This window comes from Mycobacterium sp. 20KCMC460 (assembly GCF_022179425.1).
GTDB classification, from domain to species: Bacteria; Actinomycetota; Actinomycetes; order Mycobacteriales; family Mycobacteriaceae; genus Mycobacterium; species Mycobacterium kiyosense.
In genome coordinates this window covers 5,144,825-5,168,394 of record NZ_AP025524.1, presented here as the reverse complement: position 1 = coordinate 5,168,394, position 23,570 = coordinate 5,144,825, and the positions used below count along the sequence as shown (strand labels likewise).

Below are 23,570 nucleotides of genomic sequence, written 5' to 3'. Positions count from 1 at the left end.
GAGAAGCACCGCCGGATTGCACCGGCGGCTATCGCCGGGTCGGATCCAGCCCGAGTGACATGCCTGCCAGGCCGCGCCGCCGCGACGACAGGGTGTCGGCGATGCGGCCGAGCTCCTTGCCGACCGCCGAGTCGGGCGCGCTGAGCACTACCGGCACACCCGCGTCGCCCGCGGCCACCAGGGCCGGATCCAGCGGTATCTGACCAAGCAGCGGCACGTCGGCGCCGACCGCGCGCGACAGCCGTTCGGCGACCTGACGGCCGCCGCCTTCGCCGAACACCTGCAGCGTGGAGCCGTCCGGCAGCGTCAACCCCGACATGTTCTCCACCACGCCGACGATGCGCTGCCGGGTCTGGATCGCGATGCTGCCGGCCCGCTCGGCCACCTCGGCCGCGGCCAGCTGCGGTGTGGTGACCACCAGGATCTCGGCGTTGGGCAGCAGCTGGGCCAGCGAGATGGCGACGTCGCCGGTGCCCGGCGGCAGGTCGAGCAGCAACACGTCCAGGTCGCCCCAGTACACGTCGGCCAGGAACTGCTGCAGCGCCCGGTGCAGCATCGGCCCGCGCCACACCACCGGGGTGTTGTCCTGGGTGAACTGGGCGATCGAGATGACCTTCACCTCGTGGGCGATCGGCGGCAGAATCATCGACTCCACCTGCGTGGGCCGGTCGGTGCTGCCCATCATGCGCGGAATGGAGTGACCGTGGATGTCGGCATCGAGCACTCCGACCGACAGTCCGCGGGCGGCCATGGCGGCGGCCAGATTCACTGTGACCGTGGACTTTCCGACACCGCCCTTACCGGATGCGACGGCGTACACCCGGGTCAGTGAGCTGGGTTGGGCGAACGGGATGACGGGTTCGGCCGCTCCAGAATTGGGGCCGCGGAGCAGTTTGCGCAGCTCAGTGCGCTGCTCGTCGCTCATCACGTCCAGGCTGACGGTGACTTTCCCGGTGCCGGGAACGTCGGTGACCGCCCGCGTTACCTGCTCGGTGATCTCGGACTTCTTCGGGCAGCCCGCAGTGGTCAGGTAGATCCCGACGTGCACGTTGCCCCCGGCGCCGATGTCGATGCTCTTGACCATCCCGAGCTCGGTGATGGGTCGCCGCAGCTCAGGATCGATCACCTTGGCCAATGCGGTGCGGATCGCTGTGGTCAGACCGGCGGCGTCATCGTGGGTTGCAGACATCACCGCCGAGTCTAGGCGGCATTGCGTGCGGGCTACCGGACGGTCAGCTGACCGGGGCCAGCGCCGGCTCACCGGGGGCGGGCGGGATCGGCTGAGCGGGTCCCGCCGGCTTGGGTGCCGTCGCGCCGGTCGGCGGCTTCGGGGCCGGGTTGGCCGGGCCCGTCGGCGCGGCCGGGTGGGCCGGCTGAGCCGGGGCCGCCGGAGCAGGAGCCACCGGCGCGGGCGGCGCCGGGGGAGCGAACGGGTCCAGCGGCGCCGGCGCGACAGGAGCGGGCGCCGGCGCGATCACGATGCCCCCGTTGGGGACGGGCGGCGCCGCGGGCTGCGGCAGCCCGGGCTGGAGCGACCCCGGCGCAACCGCGTCGGGATTCTGCGAGCTGATGCAGATCAGCGTGCAGCCCGGGGTGTTCGACGGGATCGTCGTCTGCTGCTGAGTCGGTGGCAGCCAGGGCCATGCCGGTGATTGCGGGAAGTCCGGTGACCCGAAGGCGGGGTACTGGGCGATGAGCTGCGGCGGCCCGAAGTCGATCAGCGGCATGTGCTGTCCCAGCGGGTCGGTGACGCCTAGACCGGTGACGTTGAGCGGCAGGTTCGGCCCGAGACCCTCGGTGTGCTCGAGGTGCGCGTCGCCGATCGGCGGCGGCGGCCCGGTGATCGGCGGCAGATCGACCGGGACCACACCGGTTGCATACGCCGCGGCCCATCCCAGCACGTTCTGGGCGTAGGACATCGAGTTGTTGTAGCGCAGGATGGCGGCCATCACCTGCGACGGGTCGCGCAGGTTGAGCCCGCCGCTGCACAGGTAGCGCGCGGCAGCCAGCGTGGAGTCGAACAGGTTCTGCGGGTCGGGGATGCCGTCGCCGTCGCCGTCGACCGCGTAGCGCGCCCAGGTGCCGGGCAGGAACTGCATCGGCCCCATGGCGCGGGCGTAGGTCACCCGATTGCCCTGGCTGCCCTGGACGATCACCTCGTTGCCGGGCAGCGTGCCGTCCAGCGCGGGGCCGTAGATGGGGTTGACCGCGGTGCCGCGGGCGTCGACGGCGCCGCCGCCGGCGTGACCGGATTCGATGCGGCCGATGCCGGCGAGCAGGTTCCAGCTGACTCCGCAGCCCGGCTGCGCGACGGCCATCTTCTGCTCGGCATTACGGTAGGCCGACAACGCCATGATCGGAATACCAAGGGCCCCAGGCGAATTCACGACAGTCGGCGGAGGCGGGGCGGAACTGGTGGCGGCTGCGACGTGGAAGCTGCTGGGCACCCGCCGCACCGAGATGACGGTGGGTCCGGACAGGTCGACGTGCGGGGCCGGGCCCACCGCGGCGACCGGGGCAATGGCGGTACGGCTCGGCATCTTCGCGTGCAACGTGGGTGCCGCGCCGCTGACCGCGCCGGCGAAGATCAACGGGGAGATCATGAAGACGCCGAAAACCGGCGCTCGCGTTACGCGAAGTGCACCCTGCCGCACCTTCGCGACGGCCGGGCCAACACCCCAGCGTCCCCCAATGTGCACCTCGAACCGTCCTCGAATTATGTGAGCCGCCGGGAAACTGACCGTATTGTTAGCGTCTTGTTAGCTTCGTGAACTAGATCACCATACATAACTCTTGTTACACGAGTTGCGCAATGCCCCATTTGGGTAATCAGTTCGATTTCTTAGTACGCCGTTCTGGGGAGCTGTCGGGTACCAGCACCGGGCCGCCGCCCTGCGTCATCGCTCTCAGATCGGCGAGCAGGCCCTCCAATTCGTGACGCAGGTAGTCGCGCGTGGTGACTTCGCCGATGGCCAGTCGCAGCGCGGCAAGTTCGCGAGCCAGGTACTCGGTGTCGGCCTTGGTCTGGGCGGCACGGCGCCGGTCGTCTTCCAGGGCGACCCGGTCGCGGTTCTCCTGACGGTTCTGGGCCAACAGGATCAGCGGCGCGGCGTAGGCAGCCTGGGTGGAAAAGGCCAGGTTGAGCAGGATGAACGGGTAAGGGTCCCAACGCCAGCGCACCGCCACCAGATTGAGCGCTATCCACACCAGCACCACGATCGTCTGCAGCAGCAGGTAACGGCCGGTGCCGAAAAACCTTGCGATCGACTCGGTGAACTGACCTACCGTCTCCGGATCCAGCCGCACCGAGATGTTGCGCGACGTCCGCGGCGTGTACAGGCGCCGAGACGTTGGAGACTTGCTCAAAGCGATGATCCTCCGGGTCGTGCCGGCCGGCCGGCAGGGTCAAGCTGCGGCACATCCACCCGCCAGTCATGCGGGAGCAGGTGGTCGAGCAGATCGTCTACCGTTACCGCGCCCAAAAGATGGTTCTGATCGTCGACGACCGGTCCGCACACCAGGTTGTAGGCGGCAAAATACCGGGTCACCAAACCCAACGGGGTCTCCGGGGTGAGGGTGAGCAGGTCGGAATCGACGATTCCGCCGACCAGCTCGCTCGGCGCGTCGCGCAACAGCCGTTGCAGGTGCACACAGCCCAGATAGTGCCCGGTCGGGGTGGCCGTCGGCGGACGCGCCACAAACACCATCGAGCTCAGCGCCGGCGTCAGGTCGGGATCGCGCAGCCGGGCCAGGGCCTCGGCGACCGAGGTGTCCGGCGTGAGCACCACCGGATCGGAGGTCATCAGCCCGCCCGCGGTGTCCGGCGAGTGCTTCAGCAGCCGTCGCACCGGGTCGGAGTCGTCGGGATCCATCCGGGTCAGCAGCACTTCGGCTTCGGTCGGATTCAGCACGCCCAGCAGGTCGGCGGCGTCGTCGGGATCCATCTCCTCCAGCACGTCGGCGGCCCGTTCGGTGCCCAGTTGGGACAACACCTCGGCCTGGTCGAGTTCGGGGAGCTCTTGCAGGATGTCGGCCAACCGTTCGTCGCTGAGGGCCTTGAACACCTCGTAGCGGCGCTTGGACGGCAAGCCGCGGATGGTGTCGGCCACGTCGACGGCCTTTCGGCCCTCGAACTGGTCCAGCAGCTGCGCCACCCCCTGGCCCGGCATCGCCAGCGCCGACGGCGTCAGGCCGTGCACGTTCTGCCATTCCACGACGTGCACCGGGCCGCGGCGGCGCAACCGGCGGTGGGTACGGACGGCGACCCGGCTCACCACCCAGTCCCGGGTCCGGGTCTGTTCGATGCCCAAATCGGTGACGACGACGTCGACGCCGGCCAGTTCGGGCAGGTCGGGATCGTTGACCCGAACCGGGGTGTCCAGCACCTGGCCCATGGCCAGCACTTCGCCGGGGCGTTGTTCGAAGTGCCGCAACGACACGTTTCCGGTGCGCAGCGTCACCGCATCGGGTTCGATCGCGGCCACCCGCAGGATCGGGATGAAGATGCTGCGCCGGGTAGCCAGGTCGATGACCAGGCCCAGCACTCGGGGTTGTTGACGCACGATGCTGATGCTGATCACCACGTCGCGGACGCGCCCGAACGACTCGCCCATGGGGCCCAGCACCATCATTCGCGGCAGTCGCGCGACGTACACCCTGTTGACCGATGCCATACGGGAAAGCGTAGGAGCCTCGCCGTCCCGCACGCCTGCCGAGTCCGCCGAAACCCTTGCCGGGGGCGGACTCCGGGTCAATGGTTGGACACGGCCACCAAGACGATCGTCAAGATGCCGACCAGCGCGATCGTTCCGCCACCGACCGAGATGCCGGCAATGGCCATGCCGCGGCCCGGCTGTTGGGTCTGCTTGATCTGGTTGAGCGCGACGATGCCCAGCACGATTCCCGCGATCGAGAGCAACGTGCCGGTATAGCAGAGGAACCACAGCGGGATGCCGACGACCGAGGTGACGAGCGACGCGACGGCCAGGCTGTTGGTGCTGTTCTGTGACCCGTAGTACGGGCTGCCCGGCGCGCCCGTGTACGGGTAGCCGGCGCCCGGGTAGGCCGGAACCGGTGGAGGCGGCGGATACTGCGGCGCCCCGAAGGGCTGCTGGCCGGGCGGTGGCGGGTAGCTGGGCTGCGGAGTCGCGGGGTATTCGGACGGATAGGGCTGCGGGCCGGGCTGGTAAGGGGGTGGGTAGCTGGGTGGCGGCGGCGGTGGCGGGGACGACCCCGGCGCGGCCCAGGTCGGTTGGTCACCGATCGGAGGTTGCCAAGAACCCTCGTCGCGAGGATCTGTCATGCCGACAACCTAACCCATAACTGCGCTACCGGCACCCTTGCCAGGGCGGCTGGCCTGGTGATATGCGCGCAGCCCGGTGGTTTGCGGGTTGCCCAGGATAGTGCGGGGGTCCGGGACGTGAAACGATGGCTTGTGCAGCAAGAGGGCCAGAGGAGAATAAGCACTAATGACTAGCCCGTTCCAGCCCGGACAGCCCGGCCCGACCGCGGGCGGTGGGGCCGCCGCGGGCCGGCGCAATGTCCCCGCCTTGCCGACACCGCCCAAAGGCTGGCCGGTCGGCTCCTACCCGACCTACGCCGAGGCGCAACGCGCCGTCGACTACCTCTCCGACCAGGAGTTTCCGGTCCAGCAGGTCACCATTGTCGGTGTCGACCTGATGCAGGTGGAACGCGTCACCGGTCGGCTGACCTGGGGCAAGGTGCTCGGGGGCGGCGTGCTCAGTGGCGCATGGCTGGGTTTGTTCATCGGGCTGGTGCTCGGCTTCTTCAGCCCGAACCCGTGGGGTGCGCTGGTCACCGGCCTGGTCGCCGGCATTTTCTTCGGGCTGATCACTTCGGCGGTGCCCTACGCGATGGCCCGCGGAACCCGGGACTTCAGCTCCACCATGCAACTGGTGGCCGGGCGCTACGACGTCCTCTGCGATCCACAGAACGCGGAGAAGGCGCGCGACCTGCTGGCCCGGCTGGCGATCTGACAAGGGCGGACGCTTGCGGCGAACGCAGCGAAGGCTGACCGCGCTGATTTCGGCGCTGTTGATCGCCGGGGCGATGTGCGGCTGCGGCTCGGGCCGCTCCGGGCTGGTGATCACCTTCTATACGCCCGCGACCGACGGCGCGACGTTCGCCGCGGTGGCCGCGCGCTGCACGGCCGCGGCCGATGGTCGCTACCGCGTCGCCCAGATCAGCTTGGCCCGCTCGCCCGATCAGCAGCGACTGCAGCTGGCCCGGCGGCTGACCGGTAACGATCGCACGCTGGACGTGATGGCGCTGGACGTGGTGTGGACCGCGGAGTTCGCCGAGGCGGGGTGGGCGCTGCCGTTGTCGGAGGATCCGTCCGGATTGACCGAGTCCGACGCTGCCGTCGACACCCTGCCGGGCCCGTTGAAAACGGCTACCTGGAACCACCGGTTGTATGCCGCACCGCTCACTACGAACACTCAACTGCTTTGGTACCGAGCAGATTTGGTTCCACAACCGCCGCGGGACTGGTCCGCCATGGTGGCCGAAGCGGCACGACTGGCAGCGGCCGGGCAGCCCAGCTGGATCGCGGTGCAGGCCAACGAGGCCGAAGGGCTGGTGGTGTGGTTCAACACATTGCTGGTCAGTGCGGGCGGAGAGGTGCTGTCCGAAGACGGCAAACGGGTCACCCTGACCGATACCCCAGAGCACCGTGCCGCCACCGTGACCGCGCTGCGGGTCCTGCGGGCCGTGGCCACCGCGCCGGGAGCCGACCCGTCGATCACCCGAAGCGACGAGGGCACCGCGCGGCTGGCGGTCGAGCAGGGCAAGGCCGCGCTCGAAGTCAACTGGCCGCACGTGCTGCCGTCCATGCTCGGTAACGCCGTCAAGGGCGCGGTAGCGTTTCTGCCGCTGAACAAAATGCCCGAATTGGCCGGCAGCATCGACAAATTCGGCACGTTCGCGCCGACCGACGAGCAGTTCGCCCTCGCGTATGCGGCCAGCCAGAAGGTGTTCGACTTCGCGCGGTACCCCGGCGTGGCCGGGCGTCCGGCCAAGGTGACGATCGGTGGGCTGAACCTGGCGGTGGCTGCGAGCACCCGCCATCGCGCCGAGGCGTTCGAGGCCGTCCGGTGCCTGCGGGATATCGGTAACCAGAGGTTCGTGTCGATTGACGGGGGCCTGCCCGCGGTGCGGACCTCGTTGTACTCCGACCCGCAGTTCCAGGCGAAGTACCCGATGTACGGCATCATCCGCCAGCAGCTCACCGACGCTGCGGTGCGGCCGGCGACACCGGTCTACCAGGCGGTGTCGCTGCGGTTGGCGGCGGCGCTGAGCCCCATCACGGCAATCGACCCGGAGCGCACGGCGGATGAGCTGAGCGTTCAGGTGCGCAAGGCGATCGAGGGCAAGGGATTGCTGCCGTGACGCGCCGGCGACGATGCAGAGCGCAGCGATGAGGAGGAGCGGCGCCATGGTGGTGCGCCGGCGACGATGCAGAGCGCAGCGATGAGGAGGAGCGGCGCCATGGTGGTGCGCCGGCGACGATGCAGAGCGCAGCGATGAGGAGGAGCGGCGCCATGGTGGTGCGCCGGCGACGATGCAGAGCGCAGCGATGAGGAGGAGCGGCGCCGTGAAGGCCGAGCGGCGGTTGGCCTTAATCTTGGTCGCCCCGGCGGTGACGTTGATGCTGGCGGTGACGGCCTACCCGATCGGCTACGCGATCTGGCTGAGCCTGCAGCGCAACAGCCTGGCCACCCCCAACGACGCTGCGTTCGTGGGGCTGGACAACTACCACACCATCCTCACCGACCGGTACTGGTGGAATGCCCTGGCCGTGACCTCGGGGATCACCGTGGTGTCGGTGACCATCGAGTTCGTCGTCGGATTGTCACTCGCCCTGGTGATGCACCGCACCCTGCTCGGCAGCGCGCTGGTGCGCACCGCGGTGCTGATCCCGTACGGCATCGTCACCGTAGTCGCCTCCTACAGTTGGTATTACGCGTGGACACCGGGCACCGGTTATCTGGCTAACCTGCTACCGGACGGCAGTGCGCCACTGACGCAACAGATTCCGTCGCTGGGCGTGGTGGTGCTCGCCGAGGTGTGGAAGACGACGCCGTTCATGGCCTTGCTGTTGCTGGCCGGGTTGGCGCTGGTGCCCGAGGATCTGGTGAAGGCGGCGCAGGTTGACGGCGCCGGCGCGTGGCGGCGGCTGACGAAGGTCGTCCTGCCGATCATGAAGCCGGCCGTGCTGGTTGCCCTGCTGTTCCGGACGCTGGACGCCTTTCGCATCTTCGACAACATCTACGTGCTGACCGCCGGCGCCAACAACACCGGGTCGGTGTCGATTCTGGGTTACGACAACCTGTTCAAGGGTTTCAACCTCGGGTTGGGGTCGGCGATCAGCGTGTTGATCTTCATGTGTGTGGGACTTATCGCGCTGGTGTTCGTCAAGGTGTTCGGGGCCTCGGCTCCCGGGAGCGACGTCGATGCGCGGTGAAACGTTGACGCCGAGGCGCGCCGCATTCTGGGTCGTTGTCGACGCGATGGTGCTGGTGTACGCGCTGCTTCCGGTGCTGTGGATTTTCAGCCTGTCGCTCAAACCGTCGTCGAATGCCAAGGACGGCAAGCTGTTCCCGTCGTCGATGACGCTGGAAAACTATCGCGGCATCTTCCGGGGCGACTTCTTCAGCTCGGCGCTGATCAACTCGATCGGAATCGGGTTGATCACCACCGTGATCGCCGTGGTGCTGGGTGCGATGGCAGCGTATGCGATTGCGCGACTGGATTTCCCGGGCAAGCGGCTGCTTGTCGGGATGACGTTGCTGATCACCATGTTCCCGGCGATCTCGCTGGTGACGCCGCTGTTCGACATAGAGCGCGCGGTGGGGCTGTTCGACACCTGGCCGGGCTTGATTCTGCCCTACATCACCTTCGCGCTGCCGCTGGCCATCTACACTCTGTCGGCGTTCTTCCGGGAAATTCCATGGGATTTGGAGAAGGCGGCCAAGATGGATGGCGCCACCCCGGCTCAGGTCCTGCTCAAGGTGATCGCCCCCCTCGCCGCGCCGGGGCTGGTGACGGCGGCCATTCTGGTGTTCATTTTCGCCTGGAACGACTTGCTGTTGGCCCTTTCCCTGACCGCCACCAAGGCGGCCATCACCGCACCGGTGGCGATCGCCAACTTCACCGGCAGCTCGCAGTTCGAGGAGCCGACCGGATCGATCGCGGCGGGTGCGATCGTGATCACCGTCCCGATCATTGTCTTTGTCCTGATCTTCCAGCGACGCATCGTCGCCGGCTTGACCTCCGGCGCCGTGAAGGGATAGCCCGATGGCCGAGATTGTGCTCGAACACCTCCACAAGAGTTACCCGGACGGCCACACCGCGGTGCGGGACCTGAGCGTCACCATTGCCGACGGTGAATTCCTGATCCTGGTCGGACCATCCGGCTGCGGCAAGACCACCACACTGAATATGATTGCCGGACTTGAGGATATCTCGTCGGGCGAGTTGCGTATCGGCGGCGAGCGGGTCAACGAGAAGGATCCCAAGGACCGTGACATCGCGATGGTCTTCCAGTCCTATGCGCTGTATCCGCACATGACGGTCCGGCAGAACATCGCCTTCCCGCTGACGCTGGCCAAGATGAAGAAGGCGGACATCGCGGCCAAGGTCGAGGAGACCGCCAAAATCCTGGACTTGACCGACCTGCTGGATCGCCGGCCCGCACAATTGTCCGGCGGTCAGCGGCAGCGGGTCGCGATGGGTCGGGCAATCGTGCGTCAACCCAAGGCTTTTTTGATGGACGAGCCGCTGTCCAACCTGGACGCGAAGCTGCGCGTACAGATGCGCGGTGAGATCGCCCGGCTGCAGAAGCGGCTGGGCACCACCACCGTTTACGTCACCCACGACCAGACCGAGGCGATGACGCTGGGCGACCGGGTGGTGGTCATGCATGCCGGAGTCGCCCAGCAGATCGGCACGCCCACCGAGCTTTACGAGCGGCCGGCGAACCTCTTCGTGGCCGGTTTCATCGGTTCTCCGGCGATGAACTTCTTCCCGGCCACGTTGACGTCGTTCGGCCTGAGCCTGTCCTTCGGCGAGGTGACGTTGGCGCCCGAGGTTGTGCAGGTGATAGCGCAGCACCCGAAACCAGAGAGTGTGCTGGTGGGGGTGCGTCCCGAGCACATTCACGATGCTGCGCTGATCGACGGCTACCAGCGGATCGGGTCGCTGATCTTCCAGGTCGACGTCGACCTCGTCGAGTCGCTGGGCTCGGACAAGTACGTCTACTTCACCACCGCCGGCCCCGACGTGCACTCGGCGCTATTGGACGAGGTGGCGGCCGAGTCGGAGGTGAACGAAAACCAATTCGTGGCAAGGGTTTCCGCCGAGTCGAAGGCCGCAGCCGGCGGGCAGGTCGAGCTGGCGTTCGACACCGCCAAGGTCGCCGTATTCGACGCCGATTCCGGAGTCAACCTCACAGTACCTCTCGAACAATGACGCTGGATCGGGTACGTGCTTGGCTGCGTGACCATTTCGCCGGTTCGGAGCCCGATTCGGCGAGCGTGACGTTTCTGGGCGCCGAGCCTATCGAGGTGCTGCGCTTTCGCTCCGAAGGGTTGACGCATTATGTGACCCTGGGTTGCTCGCGTCATCCGATGACCGACCCGACCGAGATCGTCACCGACGAATCCGGACCGCGCGCCGAAGTGGTGTGCCGGCTGCGGGATACGGGTCCGGTCGCCGGGCTGGCGCGCAGCCTGGCGATCGTGGCGGCCACGCCTGCGGTGGAAGGCATGGTGCTGGTGCCCGACGCGCTGATCGATCTCGGCGCGCCGTTGTGGGCCGCGGCGCCGTTCACCGCGGTGTTGTTGGGCCGCAGCGATATTGCCGAACTGGCGCTGGATCCGCCGCGCGCCCCGGTGCAGTTTCTGTCCGCGACTCCTCTGACGGCCACCGAGGCGGCGTGGGTTCGGCTCAAGGGCGCCGAGGCCATGCGCCAGGCCTGGCAGAACGACGGAGTCGACGTGTTTGACCCGAATCGTCCTGCTGCACAACCCAGTTGACCGCCCGATTTCAGGCTCGGGCCGGCGGTCGGAGACTCGCGCCGCTACAGCCAGTCCTGCTTACGGAACTGGAAGTACAGGAATACGCAGATGAGGACCATGGCGCCGACCACCGTGGGGTAGCCCCACTTCTCGTCCAATTCCGGCATGAAGTGGAAGTTCATGCCATAGATCCCGGCGACCATGGTGGGCACCGCGATGATGCCGGCCCACGCCGAGATCTTGCGCATGTCCATGTTCTGCTGCATGCCGACCCGGGCCAGCGCGGCCTGCACCAGTGAGTTCAGCATGTCGTCGTACGCTGCGATCTGCTCGGCGGCCTCGGTCTGGTGATCGGCGACGTCGCGCAGGTAGCGCCGCACTTCCTTGGAGATCAGGTCCTTGTTCTCGGTCTGCATGCGCCCGAACGCGCCCGACAACGGGGCCACGCAGCGGCGCAACTCGACGACCTCGCGCTTGAGCAGGTAGATCGGCTCGACGTCGATCTTGCGGCCGGGCGCGAACGCCACCACCTCGATCGCGTCGACGTCGTCCTCCATCAACTCCGTGACCTCGAGGTAGTGGTCCACCACATAGTCGGCGATCGCGTGCATCACCGCGTATGGGCCCAGCCGCAGGTGCTCGGGGTTGGCGTCCATCCGCTTGCGCACGTCGTGCAGCCCGCCGTGCTCGCCGTGCCGGACGGTGACCACGAAATCGGCGCCGACGAAGATCATGATCTCGCCGGTTTCCACGATCTCGCGGGCCAGCACCACCGACTCGTGCGGTACGTATTTGACCGTCTTGAGCACCAGGAACAGGGTCTCGTCGTAGCGCTCCAGCTTGGGTCGCTGGTGGGCGTGCACAGCGTCCTCGACGGCCAGCGGGTGCAGGCCGTAGAGGTCGGCGACCTCCTGCATCTGTAGCTCGTCCGGCTCGTGCAGACCCACCCACGCGAAGGCGTTCTGGCCGATTAGGCGCAGCTCCTTCACCTTGGCCAGGGCGTCGGCGGGCGACCACTTGCCGGGCAGCCGATTGCCGTCCAGGTAGACAGCGCAGTCGACGAGCGTCTCGGTCGGCGGATTGGGCACCGGGTGCACGTGTTGGTTGCGCTGTCGCGCGACCGGCCTCAGTGCTTCGGGCAAAGCGTCGAATCCAGGAAACACGTCCACCTCCGATCGCAGTGCGGCCCTGCTGAGCGGTGGTTCATCGTACGCGTCTTGCGGCAACAACAGGAGACGTTCTCGGCTGCGGGCCGGACCAGGCGAATTGGCGGCTGCGCCGGTGCGCTAGTTTCGACCCCGAACCCCGTCTCGTGGATCCACCTAAAAGAATCCGTCAAAGGAGCAGAACCGACGTGAGCGCAAGTCCACTCAAGGTCGCCGTCACCGGTGCCGCCGGCCAGATCGGCTACAGCCTGTTGTTCCGCCTGGCCAGTGGCTCGCTGCTGGGCCCGGACCGCCCGATCGAGCTGCGTCTGCTCGAGATCGAGCCCGCGTTGAAGGCGCTCGAGGGCGTGGTGATGGAACTCGACGACTGCGCCTTCCCGCTGCTGGCCGGGGTGGAGATCGGCGCCGACGCGAACAAGATCTTCGACGGCGTGAACCTGGCGCTGCTGGTCGGCGCCCGTCCCCGCGGCCCGGGCATGGAGCGCAGTGACCTGCTGGAGGCCAACGGGGCGATCTTCACCGCGCAGGGCAAGGCCCTCAACGAGGTGGCCGCCGACGACGTCCGCATCGGCGTGACCGGCAACCCGGCCAACACCAACGCGCTGATCGCGCTGAGCAACGCCCCCGACATCCCCAAGGAGCGGTTCTCCGCGCTGACCCGCCTGGACCACAACCGGGCGATCAGCCAGCTGGCCCGCAAGACCGGCGCCAAGGTCACCGACATCAAGAAGATGACCATCTGGGGCAACCACTCGGCCACTCAGTACCCCGACATCTTCCACGCCGAGGTGGGCGGCAAGAACGCTGCCGAGGTGGTCAACGACCAGGACTGGATCGAGAACGACTTCATCCCGACCGTCGCCAAGCGCGGGGCGGCGATCATCGACGCGCGCGGTGCCTCCTCGGCCGCCTCTGCCGCGTCGGCCACCGTCGACGCCGCCCGGTCCTGGCTGCTGGGCAGCCCGGACGGCGACTGGGTGTCGATGGCGGTGTACTCAGACGGCTCCTACGGCGTGCCGGAAGGAATCGTGTCGTCGTTCCCGGTGACCACCAAAGACGGCAACTGGTCCATCGTGCAGGGGCTGGAGATCGACGACTTCTCCCGCAGCCGCATCGACAAGACCACCGCCGAACTCGTCGACGAGCGCAGCGCCGTCACAGAGCTGAAGCTGATCTAGAAGCGAATTAGGTCTACTAATCAGTAGTCAGTACCCTGGGGCCGTGTCGGAAACGCTTGAAAGCCCCCGGGTCGACATCACTGACGACGAGATCTTCGCGGCACACGAAGGCGGCAAGCTTTCGGTGGGCCTGACCTCGCCGCTCGACACCCAGCGCGCGCTGTCGCTGGCCTACACCCCGGGCGTGGCACAGGTCAGCCGCGCGATTGCCACCGACCGCACCCTGGCCGCGCGGTACACCTGGGCCAACCGGCTGGTCGCCGTCGTCAGCGACGGCAGCGCGGTGCTGGGGCTCGGTGACATCGGCGCTGCGGCGTCGCTGCCGGTGATGGAAGGCAAGTGCGCGCTGTTCAAGGAGTTCGGCGGCCTCAACGCGATCCCCATCGTGCTGGAAACCAAGGATCCCGACGAGATCGTCGAAACGCTGATCCGGCTGCGGCCCACCTTCGGTGCGGTCAACCTCGAGGACATCTCGGCGCCGCGCTGCTTCGAAATCGAGCGACGCGTCATCGAGGCGCTGGACTGCCCGGTGATGCACGACGACCAGCACGGCACGGCGATCGTCGCGCTCGCCGCACTGATGGGTGCCACCAAGGTGCTCGGCCGGGACATGTCCTCGGTCCGGGTGGTGGTCTCCGGGGCTGGCGCGGCGGGTGTCGCATGCACGAATCTCCTTCTGGCCATGGGGGTTTCGGATATCACGGTGCTCGATTCGCGGGGCATCGTGCACAGCGGCCGCGACGACATGAACAGCGTCAAAAACGAGCTGGCCCGGCGCACCAACCCGGCCGGCCGCACCGGCGGACTCGTCGAGGCGCTCGACGGCGCCGACGTCTTTCTCGGCGTGTCCGGCGGACTGGTGCCCGAACAGCTGATCGCCACCATGGCACCGGATGCGATCGTGTTCGCGCTGTCCAATCCCGACCCCGAGATCCACCCCGATGTCGCGGCCAAGTACGCGGCCGTGGTGGCCACCGGGCGCAGCGACTTCCCGAACCAGATCAACAACGTGCTGGCCTTCCCGGGCATTTTCCGCGGCGCCCTGGACGTCGGAGCGCGCCGCATCACCCAGCAGATGATGGTGGCCGCCGCCGCGGCGATTCACGCGGTGGCCAGCGAGGACCTCGCGCTCGACCGCATCGTGCCGAGCCCGCTGGACCGCCGTGTCGGGGATGCGGTGGCCGCCGCGGTGGCGCTGGCCGCCGACTTCTCCGACTAGGGGTGAGCGTCGGTCGGCCGGCCGCGCTGCTGCTGGCCCTGGTGCTCGCTCTGGCCGGGTGTTCGCGCAGCACTGGGAATCGGGACCTGGTGGTTGGCTCCCGACCTGACGGCGACGCCAAAATTCTTGCTGCTCTTTATGTTTCGGCGCTGAGGTCCTATGGCTTTGCCGCGCACAGCGAAACCGCCGAGGACCCGATGGCCAAGCTGGATGCGGGGGCTTTCACCATCGTCCCCGGTTACACCGGCAGGGTGTTGCAGACGCTGCAGCCCGGGGCCGCCGGACAACCCGGCCCGGCGGCCCACCCGGGTGCCGCGGATCGGTCCGACGACTCGCCCAACGCGGACGGCCCCGTCTACCGCGCGCTGAACGCGGCCCTGCCCGAAGGGATTGCGGCGGGCGACTACGCCACCGCGGCCGAGGACAAACCCGTGCTGATCGTCACCGGCTCCACCGCCGCGGCGTGGGGCGGCAACGATCTGAGCCTGGTGCCGGGCCGGTGCGCCGAGTTGCGGGTCGGCAGTGTGGCCGGCCGTCGGCCCCCGGTCAATGTGGGTTCGTGCCGGCTGTCCGCCACGCGTGAATTCGCCGATGACGCAACGATGTTCGCGGCCCTGCGATCAGGTGAGCTGACCGCGGCCTGGGCCACCACCGCTGACCCGGCCATCCCAGCGGACGTGGTCTCGCTGGCCGACAACAAACCCGCACTGATCCAGGCGGAGAACGTCGTGCCGCTCTACCGGCGCAACGTGCTGAGCACCCGGCAACTGCTGGCCATCAACGAGATCGCCGGCGTGCTGGACACCGAAGCCCTGGCCGAGATGCGCCGCAAGGTGGCTACCGGCGCCGACCCGCAGGTGGTGGCGGATGCGTGGCTGGGGGAGCATCCGCTGGGGCGCTGATGCGTTACTTGCCCAGGGTGTCGGGATCTTCGTCCTCGTCGCCCAGCGGCAGCCCTTGCGCGGTGGGCGTCGCCGGCGCGAGAACTTCTTCTTCGACGGGGTCGGTTCCTGGTTGCGGGGATGTCATGACGGTTCGTATACCCATTGAGTCCGCTTCTAGTACGGCTGGTGCAGCGCCGAGTCAGGGCTTAGGCAGAATTCGGCCGGTCACCAACTCCACGATCCGCTGGTAACCGGGACCGGCGACCCGGACCATCAGATCCAGCACGACTGCGTCGGGACCCACCAGCACGCGCGCTTTGTTCTTGCGCACCGCAGCCAGGATGATCTTGGCCGCCCGCTGCGGGCTGGTGTTGGCCAGCCGCTTGTCGAACAGCTGGGCCAGCTCGTCACGGTCCAGCCCCTCGGCGACGGTGGCGTTGCGAGCGATCGCAGTCTTGATGCCGCCCGGGTGCACCGTCGTGACGCCCACCGGGTGACCGTGCAGCCGCATCTCCTGGCGCAGTGCCTCGGTGTAGCCGCGAACCGCGAACTTGGCCGAGTTGTAGGCGGAGTAGCCCGGCACCGAGAACAAGCCGAACACGCTGGAGATGTTGACGACGTGTCCGTCGCCGGAGGCGATCAGATGGGGGAGAAAGGCTTTGGTGCCGTTCACCACCCCCCAGAAGTCGACGTCCATGACCCGCTCGATGTCTTTGAACTGCTCGACCTCGACGTCACCGGTGTGGCCGATGCCGGCGTTGTTGTAGATCTGGTTCACCTTGCCGAAGTGGTCCTTGACCTCGTCGGCGTAGAGCAGGAAGCGTTCGCGTTCGGTGACGTCGAGGCGATCCGCCTTGACCTGCACCCCGATCGCCTTGAGCTGCTCCTCGGTCTGGGCCAGCCCCTCGGCGTCGACGTCGCAGATCGCCACGCTGGCGCCCGAACGGCCCAGCTCCAGGGCGAGTGCCTGCCCGATGCCCGAACCCGCGCCGGTCACCACGGCTACTTTTCCGGCGAATCCCTGCATGAGCGTGCTCCCCTCGTGTTGGCCCGGGCTCGAGGCTAGCGGTACCGCCGGTCCGGGGATCTGCAGGGGCGTTCATTCTGCGCTGGCGGTGGGCTCTACTCGAACTTTCGCGCCCTCGGCGCAGAGTGAACCTTGGACGCCGCACCCCGCTGCGCGGCGCGCATCGTCGTCAGGCGGGGCCTGATTGCCTGACTCCTCCGCACCCCGCTGCGCGGCGCGCATCGTCGTCAGGCGGGGTCCGACTGCCTGACTCCTCCGCACCCCGCTGCGCGGCGCGCATCGTCGTCAGGCGAAAGCGGAGTCGAGGATCTCTTGTTGCTCCACCGCGTGCACCTTCGACGAACCCGACGACGGCGCCGACATCGCGCGGCGCGACACCCGCTTGATCCCAGCCAGCAGATCGGGCAGCACCTCGGGCAACGTCAGCCCCAGCGACGGCCACGCACCCTGATTGGCTGGCTCCTCCTGCACCCAGAAGAATTCCTTGGCGTTCTCGTAGCGGTGCAGCGTCTCGGCCAGCCGGCGCCGGGGCAGCGGCGCGAGCTGTTCGATGCGGACGATCGCGATGTCGTCGCGGTTGTCCTTGGCCTTGCGGGCGGCCAGTTCGTAGTAGAGCTTGCCGCAGGTCAGCAGAATCCGAGTGACCTTGCCGCGGTCGCCAATGCCCTCTTCGTAGGTGGGCTCTTCCAGCACCGAGCGGAACGTCATCTCGGTGAAATCCCGAAGGTCGCTGACCGCGGCCTTGTTGCGCAACATCGACTTCGGCGTGAACACGATCAGCGGCCGCATCACCCCGTCCATCGCGTGCCGACGCAACAGGTGGAAGTAGTTCGCCGGTGTGGACGGCACCGCGATCGTCATCGAGCCTTCCGCCCACAGCTGCAGGAAGCGTTCGATGCGGCCGGACGTGTGGTCGGGGCCCTGCCCTTCGTGGCCGTGCGGCAGCAGCAGCACCACGGTCGACAGCTGGCCCCATTTGGCTTCGCCGGAGCTGATGAACTCGTCGATGATCGACTGCGCGCCGTTGACGAAGTCGCCGAACTGCGCCTCCCACAGCACCACCGCGTCCGGGTTGCCGACGGTGTAGCCGTACTCGAAGCCCACCGCCGCGTACTCCGACAGCGGCGAGTCGTAGACCAGGAATTTGCCGCCGGTGGGGGTGCCGTCTTTGTTGACGGCCAGCAGCTGCAGCGGGGTGAACTCCGCACCGGTGTTGCGGTCGATGATCACCGAATGACGCTGCGAGAAGGTGCCGCGGCGGGTGTCCTGCCCGGACAGCCGCACCAGCTTGCCCTCCGAAACCAGCGAACCCAGCGCCAGCAGTTCACCGAAGGCCCAGTCGACCTTGCCCTCGTAGGCCATTTCGCGGCGCTTGTCCAGCACCGGCTGCACCCGCGGGTGCGTGGTGAAACCTTCCGGGACGGCCAGGAAGGCGTCGCCGATGCGGGCCAGCAGCGCCTTGTCCACCGAAGTGTCCAGGCCGGCCGGGAGCATCTGGTGGGATTCCACCGACTCGCTGGGTTGGGCGCCGTGTTTCTCCAGCTCGCGGACCTCGTTGAAGACCCGCTCCAGCTGACCCTGGTAGTCGCGCAGGGCGTCCTCGGCCTCTTTGAGGGAGATGTCGCCGCGGCCGATCAGGGCTTCGGTGTAGCTCTTGCGGACGCCGCGCTTGTTGTCCACGACGTCGTACATGTAGGGGTTGGTCATCGACGGGTCGTCGCCCTCGTTGTGGCCGCGGCGCCGGTAGCAGAGCATGTCGATGATGACGTCTTTGTGGAACCGCTGCCGGAAATCGACCGCCAGCTGCGCCACCCACACGCACGCCTCGGGGTCGTCGCCGTTGACGTGGAAGATCGGGGCACCGATCATCTTCGCCACGTCGGTGCAGTACTCACTGGATCGCGAGTATTCCGGCGCGGTGGTGAAGCCGATCTGGTTGTTGACGATGATGTGGATGGTGCCGCCCACCCGGTAGCCGGGTAGGTGCGCCAGGTTCAGCGTCTCGGCGACCACGCCCTGGCCCGCGAACGCCGCGTCGCCGTGCAGCATCATCGGCACCACCGAGAACGCCTTCTCGGTGTCGGTGTCCTCCGAGCCGTGGTTCAGCAGGTCCTGCTTGGCCCGCACCAGGCCCTCCAGCACCGGGTCGACGGCCTCCAGGTGCGACGGGTTGGCGGTCAGCGACACCTGAATGTCGTTGTCGCCGAACATCTGCAGGTACACCCCGGTGGCACCGAGGTGGTACTTGACGTCGCCGGAGCCGTGCGCCTGCGACGGGTTCAGGTTGCCCTCGAACTCGGTGAAGATCTGCGAATACGGCTTGCCGACGATGTTTGCCAGCACGTTGAGCCGGCCGCGGTGCGGCATGCCGATCACCACTTCGTCCAGACCGTGCTCGGCGCACTGGTCGATCGCCGCGTCCATCATCGGGATCACGCTCTCGGCGCCTTCCAGCGAGAATCGTTTCTGCCCAACGTATTTGGTCTGCAAGAACGTCTCGAACGCCTCGGCCGCGTTGAGCCGGCTCAGGATGTATTTCTGTTGCGCCACGGTGGGTTTGACGTGCTTGGTCTCGACCCGCTGTTCCAGCCAGCGTTGCTGTTCGGGATCCAGGATGTGGGTGTACTCCACGCCGATGTGGCGGCAGTACGCGTCGCGCAGCAACCCGAGCACGTCGCGCAGTTTCTTGTACTCGGCGCCGGCGAAGCCGCTGACCTTGAACACCCGGTCGAGGTCCCACAGCGTCAGGCCGTGATTGAGGATCTCCAGGTCAGGGTGGCTCCGAAACCGGGTGGTGTCCAGCCGCAGCGGGTCGATGTCGGCCATCAGATGACCGCGATTACGGTATGCCGCAATCAATTCCATCACCCGTGCGTTCTTGTCGACGATCGAGTCCGGGTTGTCGGTGCTCCACCGAATCGGCAGATACGGGATGCCCAACTCGCGGAAGATCTCGTCCCAGAAGGCATCCGAGAGCAGCATCTCGTGAATCGCACGCAGGAAGTCGCCGGACTCGGCGCCCTGGATGATGCGGTGGTCGTAGGTGGAGGTCAGCGTGATCAGCTTGCCGATACCCAGTTCGGCGATCCGCTCGGCGCTGGCGCCCTGGAACTCCGCGGGGTATTCCATCGCGCCCACACCGATGATCGCGCCCTGGCCGGCCATCAACCGCGGCACCGAGTGCACCGTTCCGATGGTCCCCGGATTGGTCAGCGAAATCGTCACGCCGCCAAAGTCTTCGGCGGTCAGTTTGCCGTCGCGGGCACGCCGCACGATGTCCTCGTAGGCGGACACGAACTCGGCGAACCGCAGTTCTTCGCAGCGCTTGATGCCGGCCACCACCAGGGCGCGCTTGCCGTCCTTGCCCTGCAGGTCGATCGCCAGCCCCAGATTGGTGTGCGCCGGGGTGACGGCATTGGGCTTGCCGTCGATTTCGGCGTAGTGCCGGTTCATGTTCGGGAACTGCTTGATCGCCTGAACCAGCGCATAGCCCAGCAGGTGGGTGAACGAGATCTTGCCGCCGCGGGTCCGCTTGAGCTGGTTGTTGATGACGATCCGGTTGTCGATCAGCAGCTTGGCGGGGATGGCCCGGACGCTGGTCGCCGTCGGTACGTCCAGCGACGCCGACATGTTCTTGACGACCGCCGCGGCGGCGCCGCGCAGCACCTGGACGTCCTCACCCTCCCCGGGCTGGGGGCCGGTCGCCTTCGACTTGGCCGGCTCGGCCGCCGTGGTTTCCGTCTTGGTCGGCGCGCCGTTGCCCGCGGCCGCGGTGCTCTTGGCCGGTTCCACGGCAGGCTTGGCCGGGGGTACCGGCTTGGCTTCCGCGGGGACCGGGGGTTTGGTCGCGGCGGGCTTGGCCGCCGGGGCCGGCTTGGTCTCGGCAGCGGCGTCGTGCGTCGACTCGGGGTTGTAGTCGACCAGGAACTCGTGCCAGCTGGGGTCCACCGACGAGGGGTCGTCGCGGAACTTGCGGTACATCTCCTCGACCAGCCACTCGTTTTGCCCGAATGGTGAACTTATGTTGGCCACGGCCGCTGTTCGCCTCGATTCTTTTTCTCGCGTGAGTCCTGCGTCACCCTGGCGGGTTGAAGGTCCCGACCGACCCAGTAAAGGCTATCGCTTCGGCCGTGATTAGCCAGCGAGACCGGGGCGCCCGTCAGCCGGCATCCCGCACCGGCGGCAGTAGGTGCAAGGTGACCGGCCACCGTGCCGGAGCTGGGCCGAAAGCGGATTGCGCATTGCGGACCAACTTCTTGCCGATCATCCGGTTGCCGATCGCGCCGATGATCGCCCCGATGCCCACCGGCATCAGCTTGCCGAACATCAGTGCCCCGCGCTTGAGCGCGAACCGCTTGACGAAGTACTTGAACATCCGTGTGTTCAGCTTCGAGATGGCCGGCAGGGGCAGCGAGGCCACGCTTTCGGAGACCCAGGCGCCTTTGGTGCGGCCGCCGCCGATCAGGTCGGCCACCGCCGACTTACTGTTCTCGCCGACCAACACCGCCAGCACCAGCGCCCGGCGCCGTTCCCGATGGTCGAGCGGGATGCCGTACACCGAAGCCACTGCCAGCACGAACAGGGCGGTGGCCTCAAGGAAGACCGCGGTCTCTCCGGCGGCCGCCGACAGCGCGGCCAGCGTGCCGATACCGGGGAATGTCGCGGTCGCTCCGACCGCAGCGCCGCTGGCCGTCACCACCGACAGGAACCGCTTTTCCAGCTTGCCGACGATCTCGGCGGGGTCGGCGCCGGGATAGGTGCGACGCAACCGCGACACGTACGCATCGGCAGCCGGGCCCTGGATGTGCGAGCTGCGTTCGAGCACCTGTGCCAGGGCGCGGGTTGACGCCTTGGGCCGGCCTCCGGTATCTCCCTCGCCGGCAGCTCGCTGGTCCGGGGCCGATTTGTTTCGTCGAAAGCTCATGGTGCCTCTCTCGGGAAGGGCCTCTCCCCAGGCTAGCGTCCGGGCGGCCGGACGCGGTTCGGGCAGCAAACCTGCACATGTTCCACTGGGGAACGCGGCAGGCACTTCGAGGTGTTCCCGGGCGGGCGGGAAGGGCGGCGGGGGCGGCGGGCAGCGCGGCGGCAACCGGGAGGGAATAATGCGGGCTGGATTCGAAACGAGGTGCGCAACATGAGCACGGCGACCGGTCGGGAGCATGCGGGCAGCTTGTCCGCGAACCCCTGGGCGGCGCTGTGGGCGATGATGCTCGGCTTTTTCATGATCATGGTCGACTCGACCATCGTCGCCGTCGCGAACCCGACAATTATGAAGGCCCTGCAGATCGGGTACGGCACCGTCGTGTGGGTGACCAGCGCCTACCTGCTGGGCTATGCGGTGGTGCTGCTGGTCGCCGGGCGGCTGGGCGACCGGTTCGGCCCGAAAAATCTGTACCTGGTCGGGTTGGTGATCTTCACCGTCGCCTCGGTGTGGTGCGGTCTGGCCGGCTCCGCGGCGATGCTTATCACGGCCCGGATGGTGCAGGGGGTCGGCGCCGGGATCCTCACCCCACAGACGTTGTCGACGATCACCCGGATCTTCCCCGCGCACCGGCGCGGCGCCGCGATGAGCATGTGGGGCGCCACCGCCGGCGTCGCCAGCCTGATCGGGCCGCTGGTCGGCGGCTTACTGGTGGACAGTCTGGGCTGGCAGTGGATCTTCTTCGTCAACGTGCCGGTCGGCGTGATCGCGGTGGCGCTGGCGGTCTGGCTGGTTCCGGTGCTGCCGATCCGCGACCAGCGCTTCGACCTGATCGGCGTCGCGTTGTCGGGGGCGGGCATGTTTCTGCTGGTCTTCGGTCTGCAGGAAGGCCAATCCGCCCATTGGGCGCCGTGGATCTGGGCGGTGCTGGTCGCCGGCGTCGGGTTCATGACCGCCTTCGTCTACTGGCAGTCCATCAATCGCCACGCGCCGCTGGTGCCGCTGAGCATCTTTGGTGACCGCGACTTCAGCCTCAGCAACATCGGCGTGGCGATCATCTCGTTCGCGTCCACCGCGATGATGCTGCCGCTGACCTTCTATGCGCAGCTGGTGTGCGGGTTGTCGCCGACCCGTTCGGCGCTGCTGATCGCGCCGGTGGCCATCGCCAGCGGTGTGCTGGCGCCCATCGTCGGCACGTTCATCGACCGGACCCACCCGGTGCCGCTGCTGGGTTTCGGCTTCTCGGCGCTGGCGATCTCGCTGACCTGGATCTCGATCGAGTTGAATCCGGCCACACCGATCTGGCGGTTGGTGCTTCCGTTCATAGTGCTGGGGGTGGCGAACGCGTTCATCTGGTCACCGTTGGCAGCGACCGCCACCCGAAACCTGCCGCATGAGCAGGCCGGCGCCGGCTCGGGCGCCTACAACGCCACCCGGCAGCTCGGCGCGGTGTTGGGCAGCGCCGGCATGGCTGCGTTCATGACCTCACGGATCGGCGCGGAACTGCCCGGCTCGGGCGGTGCGGCACATCCAACAGGAGATGAGGGGTTACAGCTGCCGGAATTCCTGCGGGGGCCGTTCGCGGCGGCGATGTCGCAGTCGATGCTGCTACCGGCGTTCATCGCGTTGTTCGGCGTCGTCGCGTCGCTGTTTCTGGTCGGGGCGGCGCAGGGCTGGCGTCGGGGGGCGGGCGACGACCGGCGGGGTTTTGGGGCGGGTGACGACACCGGCGAACCCGAATTCGACCCCGGACTCGATGATGACGCGTATGTCGAGTACGTGCTGTGCCGTGAACCCGACCCCGAACCCCGGCCTACCGCAGTGCGACCCGCGCCGCCCATCGAGACGCGCCGGTCCGTGGTCGAGCCACGGCGTCCCGTCGAGCCGAGGCTTTCCGGCGAGCCGAGGCATCCCGGCGAGCCAAGGCGTGTCGGGCCAGGGCATATCGAGCCAAGGCAGCCCGGCGAGCCGTGGCGTGCTGCGCCGGCCGCCGGCCCCCGGCCTGGTGTGCCCGGCGGCGGCGCCCCGCACGGGCCGCAGGTCGGTGTGCGGCAACGGGTGCCGTTCCGGCGCGGCGAAACGGCTCCACCACGCCGGCCCGGGGGCCCCGGGGCGTCCTAGCTAGGCACTGGCCGGACA

General features: G+C 67.7%; 20 protein-coding genes and 1 pseudogene. 11 read left to right on the top strand and 10 right to left on the bottom strand.

The genetic code is table 11. The features are described 5' to 3' along the window. Positions 1 to 28 precede the first annotated feature (28 nt). The 5 genes from MKCMC460_RS23735 to MKCMC460_RS23715 all read right to left on the bottom strand — a co-directional run bounded on the left by MKCMC460_RS23735 (position 29) and on the right by MKCMC460_RS23715 (position 5,302). Positions 29 to 1,189 (bottom strand): Mrp/NBP35 family ATP-binding protein, encoded by a 1,161-nt coding sequence (locus MKCMC460_RS23735; RefSeq protein WP_238304928.1) that lies wholly within the window; start codon positions 1,187 to 1,189, stop codon positions 29 to 31. Positions 1,190 to 1,232: 43 nt separating this feature from the next. Further along, a complete protein-coding gene (locus MKCMC460_RS23730; RefSeq protein WP_238304926.1) occupies positions 1,233 to 2,699 on the bottom strand; it encodes a lytic transglycosylase domain-containing protein in 1,467 nt (488 codons plus the stop codon). A 130-nt stretch (positions 2,700 to 2,829) separates the two neighbouring features. After that, entirely contained in the window at positions 2,830 to 3,366 is a 537-nt protein-coding gene (locus MKCMC460_RS23725) for a DUF1003 domain-containing protein (RefSeq protein ID WP_238304925.1), read from the bottom strand. After that, complete coding sequence (locus tag MKCMC460_RS23720; protein WP_236977486.1) at positions 3,363 to 4,673, bottom strand: magnesium transporter MgtE N-terminal domain-containing protein; 1,311 nt, start codon at positions 4,671 to 4,673, stop codon at positions 3,363 to 3,365. Before MKCMC460_RS23720 ends, MKCMC460_RS23725 begins: the two co-directional genes overlap by 4 nt. A gap of 77 nt (positions 4,674 to 4,750) precedes the next feature. Beyond that, a complete protein-coding gene (locus MKCMC460_RS23715; protein WP_238304924.1) occupies positions 4,751 to 5,302 on the bottom strand; it encodes a DUF4190 domain-containing protein in 552 nt (183 codons plus the stop codon). Positions 5,303 to 5,468: 166 nt separating this feature from the next. On the opposite strand from MKCMC460_RS23715, the gene MKCMC460_RS23710 reads away from it, so the two are divergent. The 7 genes and pseudogenes from MKCMC460_RS23710 (at position 5,469) to MKCMC460_RS23685 (ending at position 11,054) form a co-directional block, all read left to right on the top strand. Then, on the top strand, positions 5,469 to 5,996 hold the full coding sequence (locus tag MKCMC460_RS23710; RefSeq protein ID WP_236977484.1) for a general stress protein: 528 nt from the start codon (positions 5,469 to 5,471) through the stop codon (positions 5,994 to 5,996). A 13-nt stretch (positions 5,997 to 6,009) separates the two neighbouring features. Continuing rightward, a complete protein-coding gene (locus tag MKCMC460_RS23705; RefSeq protein WP_236977483.1) occupies positions 6,010 to 7,407 on the top strand; it encodes an extracellular solute-binding protein in 1,398 nt (465 codons plus the stop codon). 66 nt (positions 7,408 to 7,473) lie between these two features. Beyond that, a pseudogene (locus MKCMC460_RS31905) lies at positions 7,474 to 7,547 on the top strand (hypothetical protein); the annotation flags it as partial. Between the two features lie 32 nt (positions 7,548 to 7,579). Then, complete coding sequence (locus MKCMC460_RS23700; protein ID WP_238304923.1) at positions 7,580 to 8,482, top strand: carbohydrate ABC transporter permease; 903 nt, start codon at positions 7,580 to 7,582, stop codon at positions 8,480 to 8,482. A gap of 4 nt (positions 8,483 to 8,486) precedes the next feature. Further along, on the top strand, positions 8,487 to 9,311 hold the full coding sequence (locus MKCMC460_RS23695; RefSeq protein WP_236984351.1) for a carbohydrate ABC transporter permease: 825 nt from the start codon (positions 8,487 to 8,489) through the stop codon (positions 9,309 to 9,311). Positions 9,312 to 9,315: 4 nt separating this feature from the next. Continuing rightward, the gene (locus tag MKCMC460_RS23690) at positions 9,316 to 10,488 is read left to right on the top strand and encodes an ABC transporter ATP-binding protein (protein ID WP_236977481.1); all 1,173 of its coding nucleotides are present in this window, start codon (positions 9,316 to 9,318) and stop codon (positions 10,486 to 10,488) included. Then, positions 10,485 to 11,054: a suppressor of fused domain protein gene (locus MKCMC460_RS23685; protein WP_238304922.1), complete on the top strand. Its 570-nt coding sequence runs from the start codon at positions 10,485 to 10,487 to the stop codon at positions 11,052 to 11,054. Before MKCMC460_RS23690 ends, MKCMC460_RS23685 begins: the two co-directional genes overlap by 4 nt. Positions 11,055 to 11,098: 44 nt before the next feature. Here the strand turns inward: MKCMC460_RS23685 and corA are convergent, their stop codons facing one another. Beyond that, positions 11,099 to 12,199 (bottom strand): magnesium/cobalt transporter CorA, encoded by a 1,101-nt coding sequence (gene corA / locus MKCMC460_RS23680; RefSeq protein WP_236977480.1) that lies wholly within the window; start codon positions 12,197 to 12,199, stop codon positions 11,099 to 11,101. A 191-nt stretch (positions 12,200 to 12,390) separates the two neighbouring features. Between corA and MKCMC460_RS23675 the strand changes: the two genes are divergently transcribed. From MKCMC460_RS23675 to MKCMC460_RS23665, 3 genes are read left to right on the top strand one after another with little or no spacing between them, the layout of a single operon-like run. Beyond that, positions 12,391 to 13,380 carry a malate dehydrogenase gene (locus tag MKCMC460_RS23675; protein WP_236977479.1) on the top strand — a complete coding sequence of 330 codons (990 nt, stop codon included), beginning with the start codon at positions 12,391 to 12,393 and terminating at the stop codon, positions 13,378 to 13,380. 43 nt (positions 13,381 to 13,423) lie between these two features. After that, on the top strand, positions 13,424 to 14,599 hold the full coding sequence (locus MKCMC460_RS23670; RefSeq protein ID WP_236977478.1) for an NADP-dependent malic enzyme: 1,176 nt from the start codon (positions 13,424 to 13,426) through the stop codon (positions 14,597 to 14,599). A gap of 2 nt (positions 14,600 to 14,601) precedes the next feature. Continuing rightward, the gene (locus tag MKCMC460_RS23665; RefSeq protein ID WP_236977477.1) at positions 14,602 to 15,501 is read left to right on the top strand and encodes a glycine betaine ABC transporter substrate-binding protein; all 900 of its coding nucleotides are present in this window, start codon (positions 14,602 to 14,604) and stop codon (positions 15,499 to 15,501) included. Positions 15,502 to 15,505: 4 nt separating this feature from the next. Here MKCMC460_RS23665 and MKCMC460_RS31440 read toward each other — a convergent pair whose 3' ends face one another. The 4 genes from MKCMC460_RS31440 to MKCMC460_RS23650 form a co-directional block, all read right to left on the bottom strand. Further along, positions 15,506 to 15,628, bottom strand: coding sequence for a hypothetical protein (locus MKCMC460_RS31440; protein WP_255730890.1), 123 nt, complete (start codon positions 15,626 to 15,628; stop codon positions 15,506 to 15,508). A 54-nt stretch (positions 15,629 to 15,682) separates the two neighbouring features. Further along, complete coding sequence (locus tag MKCMC460_RS23660; RefSeq protein ID WP_236977476.1) at positions 15,683 to 16,510, bottom strand: SDR family oxidoreductase; 828 nt, start codon at positions 16,508 to 16,510, stop codon at positions 15,683 to 15,685. Positions 16,511 to 16,795: 285 nt separating this feature from the next. Further along, positions 16,796 to 20,542 carry a multifunctional oxoglutarate decarboxylase/oxoglutarate dehydrogenase thiamine pyrophosphate-binding subunit/dihydrolipoyllysine-residue succinyltransferase subunit gene (locus MKCMC460_RS23655; protein ID WP_238304921.1) on the bottom strand — a complete coding sequence of 1,249 codons (3,747 nt, stop codon included), beginning with the start codon at positions 20,540 to 20,542 and terminating at the stop codon, positions 16,796 to 16,798. A 127-nt stretch (positions 20,543 to 20,669) separates the two neighbouring features. After that, a complete protein-coding gene (locus MKCMC460_RS23650) occupies positions 20,670 to 21,434 on the bottom strand; it encodes a hypothetical protein (protein WP_236977475.1) in 765 nt (254 codons plus the stop codon). A gap of 210 nt (positions 21,435 to 21,644) precedes the next feature. Between MKCMC460_RS23650 and MKCMC460_RS23645 the strand changes: the two genes are divergently transcribed. Next, positions 21,645 to 23,552, top strand: coding sequence for an MFS transporter (locus MKCMC460_RS23645; RefSeq protein ID WP_238304920.1), 1,908 nt, complete (start codon positions 21,645 to 21,647; stop codon positions 23,550 to 23,552). Positions 23,553 to 23,570: the final 18 nt, after the last annotated feature.

Coding starts and splice junctions, on each gene's coding strand:
- MKCMC460_RS23735 (WP_238304928.1), bottom strand. CDS start 1,189: ATGTCTGCAACCCACGATGACGCCGCCGGTCTGACCACAGCGATCCGC.
- MKCMC460_RS23720 (WP_236977486.1), bottom strand. CDS start 4,673: ATGGCATCGGTCAACAGGGTGTACGTCGCGCGACTGCCGCGAATGATG.
- MKCMC460_RS23715 (WP_238304924.1), bottom strand. CDS start 5,302: ATGACAGATCCTCGCGACGAGGGTTCTTGGCAACCTCCGATCGGTGAC.
- MKCMC460_RS23710 (WP_236977484.1), top strand. CDS start 5,469: ATGACTAGCCCGTTCCAGCCCGGACAGCCCGGCCCGACCGCGGGCGGT.
- MKCMC460_RS23700 (WP_238304923.1), top strand. CDS start 7,580: ATGCAGAGCGCAGCGATGAGGAGGAGCGGCGCCGTGAAGGCCGAGCGG.
- MKCMC460_RS23690 (WP_236977481.1), top strand. CDS start 9,316: ATGGCCGAGATTGTGCTCGAACACCTCCACAAGAGTTACCCGGACGGC.
- MKCMC460_RS23685 (WP_238304922.1), top strand. CDS start 10,485: ATGACGCTGGATCGGGTACGTGCTTGGCTGCGTGACCATTTCGCCGGT.
- MKCMC460_RS31440 (WP_255730890.1), bottom strand. CDS start 15,628: ATGACATCCCCGCAACCAGGAACCGACCCCGTCGAAGAAGAAGTTCTC.
- MKCMC460_RS23660 (WP_236977476.1), bottom strand. CDS start 16,510: ATGCAGGGATTCGCCGGAAAAGTAGCCGTGGTGACCGGCGCGGGTTCG.
- MKCMC460_RS23650 (WP_236977475.1), bottom strand. CDS start 21,434: ATGAGCTTTCGACGAAACAAATCGGCCCCGGACCAGCGAGCTGCCGGC.
- MKCMC460_RS23645 (WP_238304920.1), top strand. CDS start 21,645: ATGAGCACGGCGACCGGTCGGGAGCATGCGGGCAGCTTGTCCGCGAAC.